This window comes from Bacillus sp. JJ1533 (genome assembly GCF_036965045.1).
In the GTDB taxonomy this organism is placed as follows: domain Bacteria; phylum Bacillota; class Bacilli; order Bacillales; family Bacillaceae_L; genus Ferdinandcohnia.
In genome coordinates, this window is the sequence record NZ_JBALOV010000035.1 from 1 (window position 1) to 16,464 (window position 16,464).

Genomic DNA, 16,464 nt, shown 5'->3' on the forward strand with positions numbered 1-16,464 from the left:
CATAATACAGGACTTGACATAGAACTCGCCCGCAAGTGTCCAAAAGAACGTATGATATTGACAGAAGTTGATAGAACCCGAGATTCCGAGTCCAAAAGAGCATGTGATTTTGACACAATTTAGTAGAACCTGTGCTCCTGAGTCCAAAAGCGAAAGTGATTCTGACACCAATTTGGCGAACCCGTGCCCCTGAGTCCAAAAGCCCCCGTGATTCTGACACAACTCAGACAAACCCGCAAGCACGAGTCCAAATCAACTAACAATCTGACAGAGACGAGTTATTTCTTCCCATTTCATGGACGATAGAAGTAATCCATTCTTTTTAACAGAACACACACCCAAGCCTCTTTACCTATCTGCAGGAAAGACTAGCCCCATTTGATTTCGAGCTTCGTCCAGAATTTCCATTACGGAAATTGAGTTTTTATATGAATTGACCTTTGATTCGAGTTCGCCACATTTAATAAGATTGATAAATTCCTTTGCTTCGTAATACATTGTGTGCTTGTCAGGGAGTCTTGAGATGTCCTCTTTTCTGCCATCCCGGTAGTGAATTTCTACTTTCTGAGGTCCCGAGATTTTATCGATAAGAATGCTGCCATTTTCACCTTGAATTTCAGACGGGATATAGGAGTTGGTGATTTTTGAAAACATCATCATGCCCTCCATATCTTTGTAGTGGGCAAGAATGCTCCCTTCACCATCCACGCCTGAATCAAGCATGAGACCACTGGCCTTGATTGAATCAGGTTTTCCGAATAATTGAACCATTGGATACACACAGTACACACCTATATCCATTAATGCCCCATTTGAAAATTCCGGCTTGAAGGCATTTAAAATTATTCCTTCCTTATAGGCATCATAGCGAGAGGAATATTGGCAATAGCTCGCAAAATAGCGGCGAACGGGACCAATTTTATGTAAGTTCTCGCGGATGCTCGAATAAGAAGGCAGAAATCCTGATTTCAGGGCTTCCATTAAGAGCACTTTATTTTCTTTTGCGGTTTGAATCATTTCCTTTAACTCTCTTGCATTTGAGGCAATCGGCTTTTCACAAAGAACATGCTTACCATGCTTTAATAGAATGATTGCTTGCGAAGCATGAAAGGATGTCGGGCTAGCGATATAAACTGCATCCAATACATCAGATTGTGCCATTTCTTCAATAGAGGTAAAGGTATAGGATGCGTGATATTTGTCGGCAAATTCTTTTGCTCGCTCCTCTGTCCGTGAATAGACAGCTGTTAGTGAAAAGTCTTCAATTGCTTTTGCTGCTTCCAAAAAAGCATCTGTAATCCAGTTGGTTCCGATTACTCCAAAACGAATCATAAATTATCCTCCAAATGTAAAAATTAGAACATAGACTCATTATAACAAACATACACAACTTGGAAAAAATGATAAAATGAATTGCATACATAAGAGAATAGGGATGAGGAAATTGAAAGTTTTTTTTAGTTCATTACAATGGCTTGCTTTTATCATTGCGAGTTCAGTTGTAGCACCAATCGCGATTGCGGCACTTTATGGTATGGACCCAGCAGAAACGGCAAGCTTTGTGTCGCGGACATTTCTAGTATTAGGATTAGCAGGTTTGGTCCAAGTCTATTTTGGACATCGTTTGCCGCTTAATGAAGGTCCAGCAGGTTTATGGTGGGGCGTGTTTATTATTTATGCGGGGTTAGGGCCAACCTTGTATGGATCAGGGCAAGAGACACTAAGAGTAATTGAAGCAGGAATTTTAGTAAGTGGGATCCTCTTTATGCTATTAAGTGTACTAGGTATTATTAATCGACTTTCAAAGTTGTTTACACCGGTAGTGACTGGGACCTATTTAATACTACTTTCATTACAGCTGAGTGGTTCGTTTATAAATGGAATTTTCGGAGTTGGCTACCGTGGCGAAGAAACAGTCAATCTAAAAATTGCTGGTATTTGTCTATTTATTATCTTTTTTACATTTGTTTTTGCAGAAAAAGGGCCTCGAGCATTAAAGCAATACTCGGTTCTGATCAGCTTAGCCCTCGGTTGGATTATTTTTGCGGTATTTGGCCTTACAGAGCCACTTAACGTGACATCGGATAAATTAATTGATATACCTCGCATTTTTGCTTTTGGAACACCGGTTTTTGATAGTGGAATGATTGCTACATCAATCCTTGTAACGTTATTACTTTTGACAAATTTAATCGCAAGTGTAAGAGTTGTTGAACAGGTACTACACTCACAAAAAATCAAAACTGAAGAAACAAGATTTCGCTCAGTTGGATTTATGGCGGGGGTTAACCAAATGCTTGCAGGACTATTTTCAGGTGTCGCGCCTGTACCAATCTCGGGAGCTGCAGGTTTCATTGCGACCACGAAGATCAATACAAGACTTCCATTTATTGTTGGAAGTTTTATATTAGTCGGGATTAGTTTTTTTCCTAAAATCATGAACTTTGTTTCAGGTTTGCCGGCACCCATTGGCTATGCAACGGTTTTTATTATTTTTGCAAACCTCATGCTGCCGGCCTTAGCTGCATTTGACAACATGGCAAATAAAAGTCGTTCTCGAATGATTATAGTTTTTTCATTATTCGTAGGGGTAGGGTCAATGTTTGTTCCTTCAGCTGCTTTTAAGGATGTGCCACCTATTTTAACCGCGGTTTTAAACAATGGACTTGTATTGGGAACCGTTGTCGCTATCATAATTGAACAGACTGTAGTAAGACTAGGCTCCAAAAAGAGAGTTAGAGCCTAGTCGTGGGGTATGCAATTATGCTACTATAAAGAAAAATCTGTTAAATAGGTTTGCTAGTTTGATAGAGGTGACTGGATGGATACGGTAAAAATGTATACAGCTTTTACGAAAAAGGCCTTTATGAGATCGGCTGCTTATCGATTTGATGTGTGGACAAGGCTGGTTTCAAATATTATCTTTCTATTAATGTGGATGTCAATTTGGTATGCACTTTATGCTGGAAAAGAAGAAGCAAGTGGAATTTCATTAACTGCCATGCTTACGTATGTTGTCGTCAGTCAATTTTTAACGGCAGTTAATGGTGCGGGAACACCGTTATGGGAACTGCAGGAAAAGGTGCGAACAGGGGATATTGCACTGGAATTGATGAGACCTTTTGATGTGCCGCTAAGATATTTGTTTGCCGATTTTGGTAGTGTCGCATTTTATATGGTTACCGCGTTAGTTCCGTTATATATTCTGTTGTTTTTCTTTGTTGACCTAAGCTTGCCAACCTCATGGCAGACATGGATTTTATTTATAGTTTCAGGGTTTTTAGGTTTTCTCATTCGATACTGTATCGAGCTGACATTTGGCTTATTCACGTTCTGGCTGATTGAAACAGGAGGGATTGAGGATATCTTTTATTTTTCTGTTTCGCTTTTATCCGGTTCTGTCATTCCGTTATGGTTTTTCCCAGGTTGGTTGCAAACGTTTGCGACATATTTACCGTTTCAAGGAATCTATTTTATTCCAAATGCAATTTTTATAGAGGAAATTACAGGTAAGGCAGTGTTCCTATCAATCGGAATTCAACTATTTTGGGTGGCGGTATCATATGGAATCCTCCGATTTGTTTGGCGTAAAGCATCAAACAAAGTGATTGTGCAGGGAGGGTGAGCCATGAAAAAAATAATCGAATACGTCCAATTATATTTTCGACTTGTTGGAGCGGGTGTCCGTGCCCAAATGCAGTATCGTTTTGCCTTTATCATGCGTATTGTAGGAATGGTCGCAGCATATACTGGAACGGCAGTAACGATGTGGATCATGCTTTATCAATTTAAAGAGCTTGGTAAATGGAACTTTTATGAACTCCTTTTTTTATTTGCGCTTGCCGTGTTGTCATGGGGATTTTGTATCATTCTCTTTTTCCATTTTAGAAGTTTGGATACATATATTGTGAATGGAACATTTGACCGGTTTCTTGTTCGACCAATCAATCCATTCTTTCACTTTATGGCGATGAAATTCGATATTGGGGCAGCAGGTCAGTTCATTTTTAGTATCATGGTCTTTATATGGGTGAGCAATGTTCTTGAGATTCAATGGCAATTTGGAAAACTCCTCTTTTTATTTGGTGCGATTCTTGGGGGAATCCTTGTTCAAGGGGGATTGCTCGTGTTTATTTCGGCAATTGCTTTCTGGACGACAAAATCAGAGCGTTTTTATTGGGTCGTGATGTATCCAGCCCGAAATTTAACAAACTATCCGCTAGCGATTTATCCAAAAGTCGTTCAATGGGTAACGGCGTTTGTCGTTCCATTTGGTTTTGTGAACTATTTCCCAGCAGCGGTGATATTAGATAAGGAAACACCGTATTTTCCTGCCTATATCGGGTATTTAACACCGCTAGTCGGAATCGTGTTTTTTACACTTGCCTATAAGGTGTGGATGCTTGGTTTAAGTCGTTATAAAAGTGCTGGATCGTGAAAAGGGGGGAGTATCTTGGCTATTATTGAGGTTGAAAATGTAAGGAAAGAATTTAAGATTGCAAAAAGGGAGACCGGTTTCGTTGGCGCGATAAAAAGTGTGATCAATAGGCAATTTGAAACGAAAGCAGCGGTAAACGATATTTCATTTTCGATTGAAAAAGGAGAGATGGTTGGCTATATTGGACCAAATGGGGCTGGAAAGTCTACGACGATTAAAATGCTTACCGGAATCCTTGTTCCGTCAAGTGGATCAATCCGGGTAAATGGGATTATTCCATATGAAAACAGGAAAGAAAATGCGAAAAACATAGGGGTCGTGTTTGGCCAACGAACACAGCTTTGGTGGGACTTGCCGACAATTGAGTCATTTGAATTACTTAAGGAAATCTACCGTGTTCCAAATGCGCGTTATAAAGAGAATATGGATACTTTCTCAGAAATCTTGGGGTTAGGTGAATTTATGAATACGCCAGTTCGTCAACTGTCACTTGGTCAGCGAATGAGAGCGGATATTGCAGCCTCGCTTTTACATGATCCAGATATTTTGTTTTTGGATGAACCAACCATTGGTCTTGATGTTGTCGCAAAAGAGAAAATGCGTGAATTTATTCAAGAAATCAATAAGCTTCGCGATGTGACGGTGATTTTAACAACCCATGATATGGAAGACATTGAAAAGCTATGTAAACGGATGGTTCTGATTGATCACGGGCAAAAGGTATATGATGGCGACATTGCTGCAGTAAAATCACGCTACGGAAAAATGCGGACGTTGATTGTGGATGTTGAGGAAAATGGAATGGATCTTCACGTTTCAAATGGGGAAATTTGCAAAGAAGAAGGGAATAGAAAATGGATTCGCTTCAATCGGGATGATTTTTCAGCGTCAGATGTGATTTCGCAAATTACACAAACCCATAATATTACGGATTTAACAGTAGAAGAGCCAGAAATTGAATCAATCATCAGTCGAATTTATCAAGAAGGCTTTACGAAGGAAGAAGTACCGGTGAAAGCTTGATATTTTGAAGAGTAAAAGCCCTACGAAAAAATAATTCGTAGGGCTTCCTTATGTGTTATGGACGTTATTTTATTTCTATGGCCGTTAGGCAGGGTTCTATGGCTATTATTTTATTTCTATGGCCATTATTCTAACTTCTATGGACATTAGCAAAATACGGCGCCGAAGCACATTTTAAAAGAACAGATAAGCCATCCCAACAATGATTGGTAGAGTAATAAGCGTACGTTCCAAGAAGAGCATCACTAAGTCTAGAAACGAAAGGGGCAACTTAGAACCGAGTATTAATCCGCCAACCTCAGACATGTAAATTAACTGAGTGATAGATACACCCGCGATGACAAATCGAGTTAAATCGTTTTCGATGCCTGCCCCGATAATGGATGGCAGGAACATATCCGCAAATCCAATTACCATTGTTTCAGATGCAGCAACGGCCTCTGGCACCTGGAGTAAAGTGAGAATTGGTACAAATGGTGCTCCTAGATATTTGAAGACTGGGGTGAATTCTGCAATAATTAATGCGATTGTTCCGATCGCCATGACCACTGGAACTACGCCCATCCACATATCTAAGACGTTTTGCATACCGCCTTTTAACACTTTCGAAAAGTCCGCACTTTTTCTCGCTTGAATGACCGCTTGTTCCATACCCCACTGGAAACGACTTATATTCATTGGAATGTTTTCGTCTGCCTTTTGTGTTGTACCTTCATAATACGTATCCGTTTTTCGAGATAATGGTGGAATTCTAGGCGTAATAATGGCCGCCGCTAAACCTGCAAGTAAGATGGTAAGATAAAACGGACCAAACATATTTTCTAATCTCATTTGAGCTAAAATGACAACTGTAAACGTAATGGAAACAACAGAGAAGGTTGTTGCAACGATGGCTGCTTCCCTTTTTGTGTAGTAACCATCCTCATATTGCTTATTCGTAAGAAGCACTCCAACGGTGCCATCTCCTAACCAAGAAGCAATGGCATCTACCGATGAACGCCCAGGTAATCTGAAAAGGGGACGCATCACCTTTGTCAGTAAAGCTCCAAATAGCTCGAGCAGACCAAAATCAAGTAATAATGGTAAAAACAGTCCTGCAAATAAAAATACCGAAAATAAAACAGGAATTAAATCAAATAACAACGTGCCGCCTGTAGTAGCTGACCAAATAGCAGAAGGACCCAGCTTGAATAAGGTCATAATTGCAAAAATCATTCCAAGTATTCGTGTTACCACCCATACGGGAGATACATAAAATAGTCCCGATAAAAATGGAGATTTCGTAATAAAAGCTGGTTTAATAAATACTGTAAACATGGAAATCATACCAGTTATGGTGACTAATCCAGTCATGATATATGGGATTGATTCACCTAATATATCTTGGACAATCCCTGCCAAGATGGCAACAGGGATCGTGAATGCATCTTGATATTGGAACGGTACAATAAATAAAAGAATTCCGAGCAAGGAAGGAATAATAAATTTTAAATAATCCATAATTGTAGGTTTCTCTTGTTGTCTTTGAATTGCCATAGTTGTTTCACCTCTTAAAAAAGTCACAAATCCTACTTTATAATAATTCGCATAAAAATGCGAGGCTTTTTTAAATAAAAATGCTTCCAATTGTATAAAAATACTATTCTGAAAATGACCGTTGTTTTTTTGTATCATACCCAACAAAAGGGAATACTAAAAGAAAGGAGTGATTACCTATGAAAAAACGTCAAAAAAAGGAAGAGCCGACAATTGCTGTCGGAATGGACACAGAAGATGAATTAAGAGAAGATGCCTCGATGAAAGAAATTGAAAAGGGCGATTACACACAGGTCACAACCCTTTCATATGACGAATATGATCCAAGCTAGAGGGAAACGAAAAGCATTGTCACAAGTGATGATGCTTTTCTCGTTTGTGGGAATAAAACCCAAGTTATCGGATTTCCTTAATAAGACAACCTCAAAAATGTTAAAATTGTAGTATACTTAAACAATGATTTTAAAGCGGTAGATTCATAAACTAGGAGAATGACGATGTTACAGAAACTCAACAAAAAATTAGAGAAACTCATGCCACTCATTACACCTACAAGTGTCGTATTGGGTGTTTTACTAACTGCATACTTAGCTCCTTTTTCATATTTAGTACCGTGGATTTTTGCATTCATTACCTTTTCAGGAGCGTTAAGTTCAAGTTTTGGTTCTCTAAAACGAGCTATTACACATCCATTTCCAATCTTAATTGCTCTTTTTACTCTACATTTGATCATGCCTGCCTGGGCTTGGATTGTTGGCCATCTAACCTTTCCAGGCGATAGCTTTACGATTACCGGATTAATATTAGCAGTGGTGATTCCAACCGGAATTTCTAGCTTTATCTGGGTCGCAATGAAGCACGGGAATATTGCACTAACACTATCGATTATCTTAATCGATACATTAATTTCACCATTTGTTGTGCCGTATAGTTTAACGTTATTTGTTGGCAGTAATGTTGAAATGGATGTTCTCAGCATTATGCAAGGCCTCTTTTTCATGGTTGTACTGCCATCAGTTCTTGGTATGCTCGTTAACCATCTTACAAAAGGTAAATGCACGAAAACACTTAGCCCAAACCTCGCACCTTTTTCAAAGCTTGGACTTGGAGTCGTAGTCATGATCAATAGTGCAGAAATAGCACCGTATTTACAAAATGTAAATCTAAAATTGATTATCATCGGTGCCGTGGTATTCTTTATCGCATTCTGTGGATATTTGATTGCATGGGGCATTGGGCGCTTAATGAAATTAGATCCTGACGTGATCATCGCGCTTATCTTTACGGGAGGTATGCGTAATATTAGCGCAGGAGCTGTCATTGCAATAACATTCTTCCCAGCAGAGGTAGCTGTTCCAGTCGTTGTCGGAATGCTGTTCCAGCAATTATTGGCTTCGATTTACGCGCTGTTCATTGACCGTGTTTATTCCTTCGAACGCCTTGAACAAAAATTTCCTGCATAACCAGCGTTAGCCGAATGGGCTTGCGCCATGGGGAGAAAAACTTGTTTGTTTGAAATTATAAAATACGAGAAGAATAGGATATAGAAATAAGAAGGGGGATTTACAATGGAAGAAGCAAAATATTGCAGGGAATCGTTTGTAGTGAAGACGAGCAATGTATTTCCACCTGATACAAATTATCATGGAACCATGTTTGGCGGTAAACTAATGGCCTATATTGACGATGTTGCTTCCATTTCAGCCGTAAGACATTCACGCTCGCCAGTTGTAACTGCATCAACAGATTCTGTTGACTTTCTAAACCCGATTTATGAAGGAAGCTCTGTTTGTTTAGAGGCTTATGTGACATACACAGGTCGATCATCGATGGAGGTATTTGTAAAGGTGATTGCTGAGGATTTATATAACGGAGAACGGCATATTTGCGCATTATCGTTTTTAACATTTGTCGCATTAGATGAGAACGGCAAACCAAAGCCTGTCCCAAAAGTCATTCCGAGATCGGAAGAAGAAAAGATGCTTCATGAATCTGCAAAAGAACGTGCTGAAAATCGAAAAAGACGCAAAAAAGAAAATGAGAAAATGGCATCAAAATTTAGCCTCGCCTTACCTTGGGAAGTGTAAAAAAGGTTGTCCACAGTCTATCTTGACTTGGACAACCTTTTTCAATTACTACGTTGTTCTTTTAATAAATCACGAATCTCAGCAAGAAGCTGCTCTTCATTGGATGGAGTTTGTTCTGCAGGTTTTTCCTCTTCTTTTTTCTTAAAGCGCTGGAAAAAACGGATAAAGAGAAAAATAGAGAAAGAAATAATTAAAAAGTCCAAAACGGTTTGTAGAAAAGCACCATACATGATTTCCTCACCATTAAAGGGGATAGAAGCCTTTGAGATGTCTACTCCACCAAGCAAAAATCCAATTAGTGGCATAATAATATCGTTTACGAGTGATGTCACAATTTTTCCGAAGGCTCCTCCAATAATAACCCCGATTGCGAGATCAATGACATTGCCTTTTAACGCAAATTTTTTAAAATCATTTATCATATTGTCGTTCTCCTTTCAAAAGCCCTTTTTTATTCTATCCAAATTCCTAAAAAAGAGAATAGTCCAAAGGGATTATCCTTTGAACCTCTCTAGTTGATGTAGCATGTTTTCATTTCTTAAAATTTCAATCTGTCTGTCACCTAATAAATCAAAATGGGGGAAGCCTGTCCGGTTATGAATATACTTTGAAGGAATACCATATTTTTTTCCCCAACTTTTAAGTTTGTCAAGGTCAGCACAGCCAACCTTTGTCACCGTCGTCATTCCTGGAAAACGGTCGTCAATCCAATAATGGGTAAGAAATGCGATTTCCCCATCCGAAACCTTCTTCTTCCACTCAAGTAGCTCCCTGCGTTTAATACCAAAGGCCATAAACGTTTCACCTCAAAATCTATGCTTTATCTTAGCTCATCTTATAACAAAAGGAAAGATTGTGCTAGAATTGGCGGCCGTGATAATGAGGAGAAAATAGAATATCTAGTAAATATAGGTCTTTAGTCGCGGGTCATTTTGTTGAAAAATGAAATAAAGGAATCAATTTTAGATAAATATTCCTGTTTATTTGATTAAAATGGAGAAAAGATTCTCCTTTTGTTGTAAATGTGCTATTATTTAGATAATTCTAAAAAAAGGGGAGGGTAGACATTCTTACATCGTTGAAATACATAAAAGTAAACAGAAAAGAAAAGTAAAAAAAGGAGCGAGATATGAAAAAATTAATTGCTATTGTTACTGCTTTCTTATTGTTAACTTTTTTGGTTGTTCCGGTTTCAGCTAAGGGTGGGAATGATACTGCTAGGAAGAATGTATTACAGAATTTAGTAAAAGATCCGGATAAAAAGGCCAGAATACTCTGGTATGACTTGTCTGCAAATATCGAATATCTAAATACGAAAGAAAAAGTGAAAGAAATCGTTGGCAAAACAGCAAAAGCGAATATAGACACGATCGTTCTTGATATAAAAAATTCAACAGGTTTTGTTGCCTATAAAAGTGATTTAGCTCCTCATGCAAGTACATCAAAGAAGATTGATAAATTTCAAGGGTACCCCGCGAATTATGATTTATTACAAAATGTAATTGAAGAGGCACATAAATATGGAATAAAAGTCCATGCGGCTATCAATGTTTTTTCGGAGGGAAGCACAACATACCAAGAAGGGCCAGCATATGAGAACCCAGAATGGCAATCCGTCATTTATGAGGGGTCGAGGGTGGCAACAGCTGCTAACGGAGAAACAAGGAAAATTGATGGTTCAAATACCACAAGAAATACAAATTATCTTGTTCTATATACGCCAGACAAGTATGATGTTTCTCCTGCAAATCGTTGGGGGGCAGAAGTACAAGTTACAGATGGCGTTGTCACACAGGTTTCTGACAGGAACACATATGGAACACCAGCCTTAGAAATTCCTGAAAACGGCTACGTTTTATCTGGTCACGGTACAGCAAGAACATGGCTGCTTGATCATGTTAAGGTTGGCGATGCAATCGACATCTCATCAACAGAAACAAAACTTGTGCCATCTTCACAAGCGGCAGGTCATTCAACATTTGTAAACCCAATTCGTGAGGATGTCCAAGAGTATGAATTAGGGATCATTGAAGAATTAGTTACAAAATATGATGTAGACGGAATCGTTCTTGACCGCGCAAGGTACAACAATATTTATGCGGACTTTAGTGAACTAAGCCGTGAAAAATTTGAAGAGTATATTGGTAAAGAAGTTCAGAACTTCCCTCAAGATATTTTTGAAATCAAATTTGACGGTAACGGGCAACAAAGTATTGAAGAGGGACCTTTGTATAAAGAATGGATTGAGTGGCGTGCAGGGAATATCCAGTCTTTCTTCCAAAAGGCAGAGAAAACAATCCATGATCTAAAAGAGGATGTTTATTTTAGCACATATGTAGGTGCATGGTATTCTGATTATTACAGTGAAGGTGTGAACTGGGCAAGTAGAACACATCAACCTGATTATAGCTGGACTTCAGACAACTATCACAAGACAGGTTATGCTGAAACATTGGATTTCATCATGACCGGAACGTATTTTGAACAAGTTACAAAAGAAGAAGCAATTGCTAATGGCAGAATTGCTGAGCATAGTGTTGAAGGCTCTGCTGAGCTGGCTATGGATGTCATTAATGAATCGACTTTTGTATACGGAAGTCTGTATCTCAATCAATATAGTAACAATCCAGAGCAGTTCCGTAAGGCCCTGCGAAAGGATATCGAATTAACACATGGTGTTATGTTATTTGATTTGGTCTATCTAGAATGGTTTGACTGGTGGCATATCGTGGAGGAGGAATTTGCGGAACCAAGTGAAACTCCGCATCATATACCAGGACTTCTAAAAATGGTACGAAGCGATACGTAATACGAAAGGGGGAGCGGGTTATCTCAATCTGCTCCTTTTTCGTTCGATAAAATAGTTTGAATCTTGGAAAGAGTAAATTTATACTAAAATCAGGAAATTATCTCCATCTCACTGAAAAATGGAGGTAATATCCATATTTTTAAAATAGAAAGGGAGATTATATGAAAATACAAATTTTAGGTACGGCTGCGGCAGAGGGATTTCCTGGGTTGTTTTGTAACTGTAAACATTGTAAAAAGGCAAGAGATTTAGGGGGAAAGAATATAAGAACTCGGTCTTCAACGATTATTGATGATACCATTAAGATTGATTTTCCACCGGATACCTATCACCATGTATTAACACATAATCTCGATCTTTCGAAAATTGAGCATTTATTATTTACACATACCCACATGGACCATTTTAATCCGAAGGACCTTGGAATGAGAACACCAGGATTTGCCCATGATTTTTCATATCCGCTTCATATATATGGAAATGATGCGGCCATCTACAAATGTAAAGAAGTATTATGGCACACGGAGAATTATTTTACTTTTTCTTTAATGCATCCGTTTACTACATACCAGGTTGGTACAGCAAAGGTAACTCCATTGCCTGCAGACCATAACCCGTTAGAAACATGTTTTCTCTTTTATGTTGAAAAGGATGGAAACAAGATATTTCATGGACATGACACAGGGTGGTTTCCGGAACAAACGTGGGAATGGTTATCCACCAAGAAAATCGATGTAGCCATTCTGGATTGTACAAATGGGCTTTTACCAGGAAGAAGAAATCATCTTAATATAGAGGCAGTTAAAGACATACAGAAAGTATTCTTTGATAAAAAGATCATGTCGAATGAAGGTCAAATCATCGCAACTCATTTTTCCCATAATATTGGCTTAATGCATGAGGATTTAGAGGAAATCTTTGCTACAAGTGGTATTAAAGTGGCCTATGATGGAATGATCCTCCATGTTTGAGTTTCCCATTCTAATGGGAATAATCTCTCAGCTAAGAAAAAGATGTAATGTATACACTAAAACTATTTAAGGAAAACAAAGGAATCGAGGGTGCCAATGCTATTCTATGAAAAACAAATCCAAGAATTCGAAAACTATATACCTGAACTGACTAGAGAAAGGGACTTTGAACAATTTTGGGAGGGTACCTTAAGAGAATCAAATGAAACTCCTCTCCAAATTGAAATGAAAAAGATCGACTATCCCATCAATCAAATTGTAGCTTACAGCCTAACATACAAGGGATTTGAAGAAACTCCAATAAATGCTTTTTATATTTTGCCTAACAACCATAGTGGAGACTTGCCGTGCATCATTACATTTCATGGATATGGTGGTAACAAAGGTTCAATATCTAATTATGTGAAATGGATTATTCAGGGATATGCCGTTTTGGCCGTAGACTGTCGAGGACATGGAGAAAGTGCCGAGGACACACACTATTCAGTTGGTGCTACTGGAACATGGGCTACACAAGGAATTTTAGATAAAAATGAATATTATTATAGAAAGCTATACATGGATTGCAAACGTGCAGTCGATGTTGTTTTTACGAGAGACGAAATCGATAAATCGAGAATTTGCTTACACGGAGCAAGCTTAGGTGGTGGTATTTCATTAGCGGTTGCGGCTCTAGACAATCGTCCATCATTAGTAGTTGCCGATGTTCCAAATATGTGTAATATCGAACTTGCCATCCAGCAAAAATTCGAAGGATCCCTCATGAGTGTTGAAAATTTTATGCACAGATACCCTCAAAAAAGTAAACAGGTATTTAAAACACTTTCTTATTTCGACAATCTAAATTTAGCGCCGAAGATCAAGAGTAAAACTAGAATTTCAGTCGCGTTTAAGGATTTAATTTGTCCGCCTCAATCCATTTACGGGGTGTACAACTTAATTGATGCATCAAAGTTAATCATTGCATACCCATTTTCAGGTCATGATGCGCCAGGAATCATCTCTCATATCGATGGAACGATTGCTTATATTAAGGAAAACTTATAGAAAATCTAAGACTGCTAGGGAAAGAGATTCGTTCTCTTTTTTAATAGATTTAAATTTCTAAAGATTGTAACAATTGTATTGACAAGGTAAATTTCTTACCATAAAATAAAATTTGAAGAATATATTCACTATTAAGATAATTTTTGGGAGCAAAGTTCCACCATGCTGTGAATGTTCTTCAATTAAAAAAGGGGGAAATCGAATTGAAAAGAATGAAAAGGCTTTCAATGTTGTTGATCGTTTTAATGCTTTTTGTTGCAGCTGCCTGTTCGAAAAATGAAAGTGCAGGTACTGATAACGAAGGTAAGAAAGAAGAAAAAAAGAATGTTGAAATTAAGTTTTGGACGATTTCACTAAGCCCTACATTTGATGATTACATAAATGGTTTAGTCGACCAGTTTGAAGAGGAAAATCCTGGGGTTACCGTGGTTTGGGAAGATATTCCGTATGATACTGTTGAACAAAAAACGTTAACAGCCGCGGCATCTGGTCAGCTTGCTGACGTTATGAACTTAAACACAGATTACCTTAAGAAACTTGCAGCTGTTGGGGCTGTGATGGATCTTACAGAGAAAGCAGCTGATGTTAAGGCTGATTTCTTTGAAGGGGTATGGGAAGCTGGTAATTTAGGTGACAAAACATATGCACTTCCTTGGTATCTATCAACTGGCGGTATATTATACAATAAGGAATTATTAGAAAAGGCTGGTATTGACCATCCACCTGCAACTGAAGAAGAATCTTGGGAAATGTCAGAGATTCTCTATGAAAAATTAGGGGTATATGGAAATACGCCAATTGACATCCATTTATTCTTACCTCAAAATGGTATTCCTTTAGTCTCAGAAGACTTAAAGAGTGCTGCCATTAATACGCCTGAGGCAGTTGAAGTGTTTAAGACTTTTAAAGAGCGTTTTGATAAAGGTCTAATTCCGAAAGAAATCTTGTTGGCTCAAGCCAAACCAAACGAGTGGTATGCACAAGAGAAAATGGCATGGTGGGGAACTGGACCACAACTATATCGTCAGGTTAAGGACCTCTCACCAGAAGTATATGATAAATCTGATGCGGCACCGGCAATTGTTGGTTCGTCTGGATTTAGACATGTATCGATCATGAACATTGCGGTTTCTGCAAAATCCAAGGCTCCTGATGAGGCAGTTAAATTTGCTAAATTTGTTACAAACGCTGAAAGCCAGTTAGCATTCAGTAAAATTGTCGCGATTCTTCCATCAGTAAAAGAGGCTGCGGCTGATGAATTCTTCACTCAAGGTGAAAACTCTGATGATCCTGCAGAAAAAGGTAAATTTTATGCTGCGAAACAGTTAGATATTGGAAAGGATATGTTTGCTCCTGTTGAAAATATTTCAGAGATTAATAAGGCTGTCAACGAAGAATTCCACAAGGTCTTATTAGAAGATAAAGATCCGCAGAAAGCAATTGAAGATGCTGAAGCTAAGATTAACGAGCTTCTAAAGACGAAATAAAGACACATCCACATTCGACAATTCAATAAGAGAATGATAGTAATTTCTATGGCATTCATGATTGCTTAGGCATAGTGAATGTCTTCTTTTCTAAGTGTGGGGCTAGAAGAAAACTCCACTAATTAACGTTTTATTTTATCAAATATAACTGATATTCATAGATGATAACAGACTAGCATTCGTGACTATAGTAGGAGTGATTGTATGTATAAAGCAAGACACGCTTGGATGTTTCTTTTACCAACCGGTATTTTGTTAACAACATTTACTTTACTCCCAGCACTCGCAGCTCTGGGGCTGAGCTTTACAGAATACAATGTATTTATGGGAACGGTAGATTGGGTTGGGTTAGAAAATTTCATAAGAGCATTTAAAGATGAAGAGTTTTGGAATGCATTAAAAAATACAGCTTATTATTGGGTTTTAGTTACACCTGCACTCGTTGTTCTTCCAGTATTCCTTGCAATTCTTGTTAATCAGCAGTTAATAGGAATCAAGTTATTTCGATTAACCTATTATTTCCCTGCATTAGTTTCCGTTGTCATTACAGCAATTTTGTGGAACTGGTTATTTGCAAGCGATGGAATTTTTAATTATGTGTTAAGTCTTATTGGTATCAGTCCGATTGATTGGTTAACAAGTCGGGGATTTGTAATGATTAGTCTTGCAATAGTTACGATATGGCAGGGCTTAGGTTACTATATGCTTTTTTATCTAGCGGGGTTACAGTCTGTACCAACCGATTTATACGAAGCAGCTGAATTGGATGGAGCTGGGTTCTGGAAGAAACATATTCATATTACGTTTCCTATGTTAAAGCCCATTATTTTCTTTACGGCTGTTATATCAACGATGTCAGCCTTTAAAGAGTTTACATTAATGTTGACAATGACAGATGGTGGACCAATAGGGGCATCAAAAACCGTTGTGTTCCTTGTATTTGAAAAAGCGTTTAGACAACTGGAAATGGGATATGCTAGTGCGATTTCTTTTATTCTATTTATTATCATTTTAATTTTGACTTTATTAAATAAACGAACACTGGATAACCCGTCTTAAGGAGGTC

At 38.2% G+C, this 16,464-nt stretch carries 16 protein-coding genes; 12 read left to right on the forward strand and 4 right to left on the reverse strand.

Features of this window, described 5'->3' with window-relative positions:
* Positions 1-348: 348 nt before the first annotated feature.
* Entirely contained in the window at positions 349-1,332 is a 984-nt protein-coding gene (locus V7138_RS17585; protein ID WP_335399741.1) for a Gfo/Idh/MocA family protein, read from the reverse strand.
* A gap of 103 nt (positions 1,333-1,435) precedes the next feature.
* Here V7138_RS17585 and V7138_RS17590 point away from each other — a divergent pair, with 103 nt between their 5' ends.
* The 4 genes from V7138_RS17590 (at position 1,436) to V7138_RS17605 (ending at position 5,461) form a co-directional block, all read left to right on the forward strand.
* Positions 1,436-2,746, forward strand: a complete 1,311-nt coding sequence (locus V7138_RS17590; protein WP_335399743.1) for a purine/pyrimidine permease — start codon at positions 1,436-1,438, stop codon at positions 2,744-2,746.
* A gap of 75 nt (positions 2,747-2,821) precedes the next feature.
* On the forward strand, positions 2,822-3,625 hold the full coding sequence (locus V7138_RS17595; protein WP_335399746.1) for an ABC transporter permease: 804 nt from the start codon (positions 2,822-2,824) through the stop codon (positions 3,623-3,625).
* A gap of 3 nt (positions 3,626-3,628) precedes the next feature.
* Complete coding sequence (locus V7138_RS17600) at positions 3,629-4,438, forward strand: ABC transporter permease (RefSeq protein ID WP_335399747.1); 810 nt, start codon at positions 3,629-3,631, stop codon at positions 4,436-4,438.
* Between the two features lie 15 nt (positions 4,439-4,453).
* On the forward strand, positions 4,454-5,461 hold the full coding sequence (locus tag V7138_RS17605; protein WP_335399749.1) for an ABC transporter ATP-binding protein: 1,008 nt from the start codon (positions 4,454-4,456) through the stop codon (positions 5,459-5,461).
* 174 nt (positions 5,462-5,635) lie between these two features.
* Here the strand turns inward: V7138_RS17605 and V7138_RS17610 are convergent, their stop codons facing one another.
* Positions 5,636-6,997, reverse strand: a complete 1,362-nt coding sequence (locus tag V7138_RS17610) for a YjiH family protein (RefSeq protein ID WP_335399752.1) — start codon at positions 6,995-6,997, stop codon at positions 5,636-5,638.
* Between the two features lie 179 nt (positions 6,998-7,176).
* On the opposite strand from V7138_RS17610, the gene V7138_RS17615 reads away from it, so the two are divergent.
* The 3 genes from V7138_RS17615 (at position 7,177) to V7138_RS17625 (ending at position 9,084) form a co-directional block, all read left to right on the forward strand.
* A complete protein-coding gene (locus tag V7138_RS17615) occupies positions 7,177-7,329 on the forward strand; it encodes a hypothetical protein (RefSeq protein WP_335399755.1) in 153 nt (50 codons plus the stop codon).
* A 165-nt stretch (positions 7,330-7,494) separates the two neighbouring features.
* On the forward strand, positions 7,495-8,460 hold the full coding sequence (locus tag V7138_RS17620) for a bile acid:sodium symporter family protein (protein ID WP_335399757.1): 966 nt from the start codon (positions 7,495-7,497) through the stop codon (positions 8,458-8,460).
* Positions 8,461-8,565: 105 nt separating this feature from the next.
* Positions 8,566-9,084, forward strand: a complete 519-nt coding sequence (locus tag V7138_RS17625) for an acyl-CoA thioesterase (protein WP_335399759.1) — start codon at positions 8,566-8,568, stop codon at positions 9,082-9,084.
* A 41-nt stretch (positions 9,085-9,125) separates the two neighbouring features.
* On the opposite strand, the gene mscL is transcribed toward V7138_RS17625, so the two are convergent.
* Both mscL and V7138_RS17635 read right to left on the reverse strand, forming a co-directional pair.
* Positions 9,126-9,506 (reverse strand): large conductance mechanosensitive channel protein MscL, encoded by a 381-nt coding sequence (mscL, locus tag V7138_RS17630; RefSeq protein ID WP_335399762.1) that lies wholly within the window; start codon positions 9,504-9,506, stop codon positions 9,126-9,128.
* Positions 9,507-9,578: 72 nt separating this feature from the next.
* Entirely contained in the window at positions 9,579-9,878 is a 300-nt protein-coding gene (locus V7138_RS17635; protein WP_335399763.1) for a hypothetical protein, read from the reverse strand.
* 335 nt (positions 9,879-10,213) lie between these two features.
* On the opposite strand from V7138_RS17635, the gene V7138_RS17640 reads away from it, so the two are divergent.
* The 5 genes from V7138_RS17640 (at position 10,214) to V7138_RS17660 (ending at position 16,457) form a co-directional block, all read left to right on the forward strand.
* Complete coding sequence (locus tag V7138_RS17640) at positions 10,214-11,893, forward strand: alpha amylase family protein (RefSeq protein WP_335399766.1); 1,680 nt, start codon at positions 10,214-10,216, stop codon at positions 11,891-11,893.
* Positions 11,894-12,054: 161 nt separating this feature from the next.
* Positions 12,055-12,864: an MBL fold metallo-hydrolase gene (locus V7138_RS17645; RefSeq protein WP_335399769.1), complete on the forward strand. Its 810-nt coding sequence runs from the start codon at positions 12,055-12,057 to the stop codon at positions 12,862-12,864.
* A gap of 96 nt (positions 12,865-12,960) precedes the next feature.
* Positions 12,961-13,911, forward strand: coding sequence for an acetylxylan esterase (locus V7138_RS17650; protein ID WP_335399772.1), 951 nt, complete (start codon positions 12,961-12,963; stop codon positions 13,909-13,911).
* Positions 13,912-14,123: 212 nt separating this feature from the next.
* Positions 14,124-15,398, forward strand: coding sequence for an ABC transporter substrate-binding protein (locus V7138_RS17655; protein ID WP_335400585.1), 1,275 nt, complete (start codon positions 14,124-14,126; stop codon positions 15,396-15,398).
* A 204-nt stretch (positions 15,399-15,602) separates the two neighbouring features.
* Positions 15,603-16,457 carry a carbohydrate ABC transporter permease gene (locus V7138_RS17660; protein ID WP_335399775.1) on the forward strand — a complete coding sequence of 285 codons (855 nt, stop codon included), beginning with the start codon at positions 15,603-15,605 and terminating at the stop codon, positions 16,455-16,457.
* Positions 16,458-16,464 lie beyond the last annotated feature (7 nt).

What these genes read in the sequence shown, in the direction of transcription:
- V7138_RS17585 (WP_335399741.1), bottom strand. Translation starts at nt 1,332, where the DNA reads ATGATTCGTTTTGGAGTAATCGGAACCAACTGGATTACAGATGCTTTT.
- V7138_RS17590 (WP_335399743.1), top strand. Translation starts at nt 1,436, where the DNA reads ATGAGGAAATTGAAAGTTTTTTTTAGTTCATTACAATGGCTTGCTTTT.
- V7138_RS17595 (WP_335399746.1), top strand. Translation starts at nt 2,822, where the DNA reads ATGGATACGGTAAAAATGTATACAGCTTTTACGAAAAAGGCCTTTATG.
- V7138_RS17600 (WP_335399747.1), top strand. Translation starts at nt 3,629, where the DNA reads ATGAAAAAAATAATCGAATACGTCCAATTATATTTTCGACTTGTTGGA.
- V7138_RS17610 (WP_335399752.1), bottom strand. Translation starts at nt 6,997, where the DNA reads ATGGCAATTCAAAGACAACAAGAGAAACCTACAATTATGGATTATTTA.
- V7138_RS17615 (WP_335399755.1), top strand. Translation starts at nt 7,177, where the DNA reads ATGAAAAAACGTCAAAAAAAGGAAGAGCCGACAATTGCTGTCGGAATG.
- V7138_RS17620 (WP_335399757.1), top strand. Translation starts at nt 7,495, where the DNA reads ATGTTACAGAAACTCAACAAAAAATTAGAGAAACTCATGCCACTCATT.
- V7138_RS17625 (WP_335399759.1), top strand. Translation starts at nt 8,566, where the DNA reads ATGGAAGAAGCAAAATATTGCAGGGAATCGTTTGTAGTGAAGACGAGC.
- mscL (WP_335399762.1), bottom strand. Translation starts at nt 9,506, where the DNA reads ATGATAAATGATTTTAAAAAATTTGCGTTAAAAGGCAATGTCATTGAT.
- V7138_RS17635 (WP_335399763.1), bottom strand. Translation starts at nt 9,878, where the DNA reads ATGGCCTTTGGTATTAAACGCAGGGAGCTACTTGAGTGGAAGAAGAAG.
- V7138_RS17640 (WP_335399766.1), top strand. Translation starts at nt 10,214, where the DNA reads ATGAAAAAATTAATTGCTATTGTTACTGCTTTCTTATTGTTAACTTTT.
- V7138_RS17645 (WP_335399769.1), top strand. Translation starts at nt 12,055, where the DNA reads ATGAAAATACAAATTTTAGGTACGGCTGCGGCAGAGGGATTTCCTGGG.
- V7138_RS17650 (WP_335399772.1), top strand. Translation starts at nt 12,961, where the DNA reads ATGCTATTCTATGAAAAACAAATCCAAGAATTCGAAAACTATATACCT.
- V7138_RS17655 (WP_335400585.1), top strand. Translation starts at nt 14,124, where the DNA reads ATGAAAAGGCTTTCAATGTTGTTGATCGTTTTAATGCTTTTTGTTGCA.
- V7138_RS17660 (WP_335399775.1), top strand. Translation starts at nt 15,603, where the DNA reads ATGTATAAAGCAAGACACGCTTGGATGTTTCTTTTACCAACCGGTATT.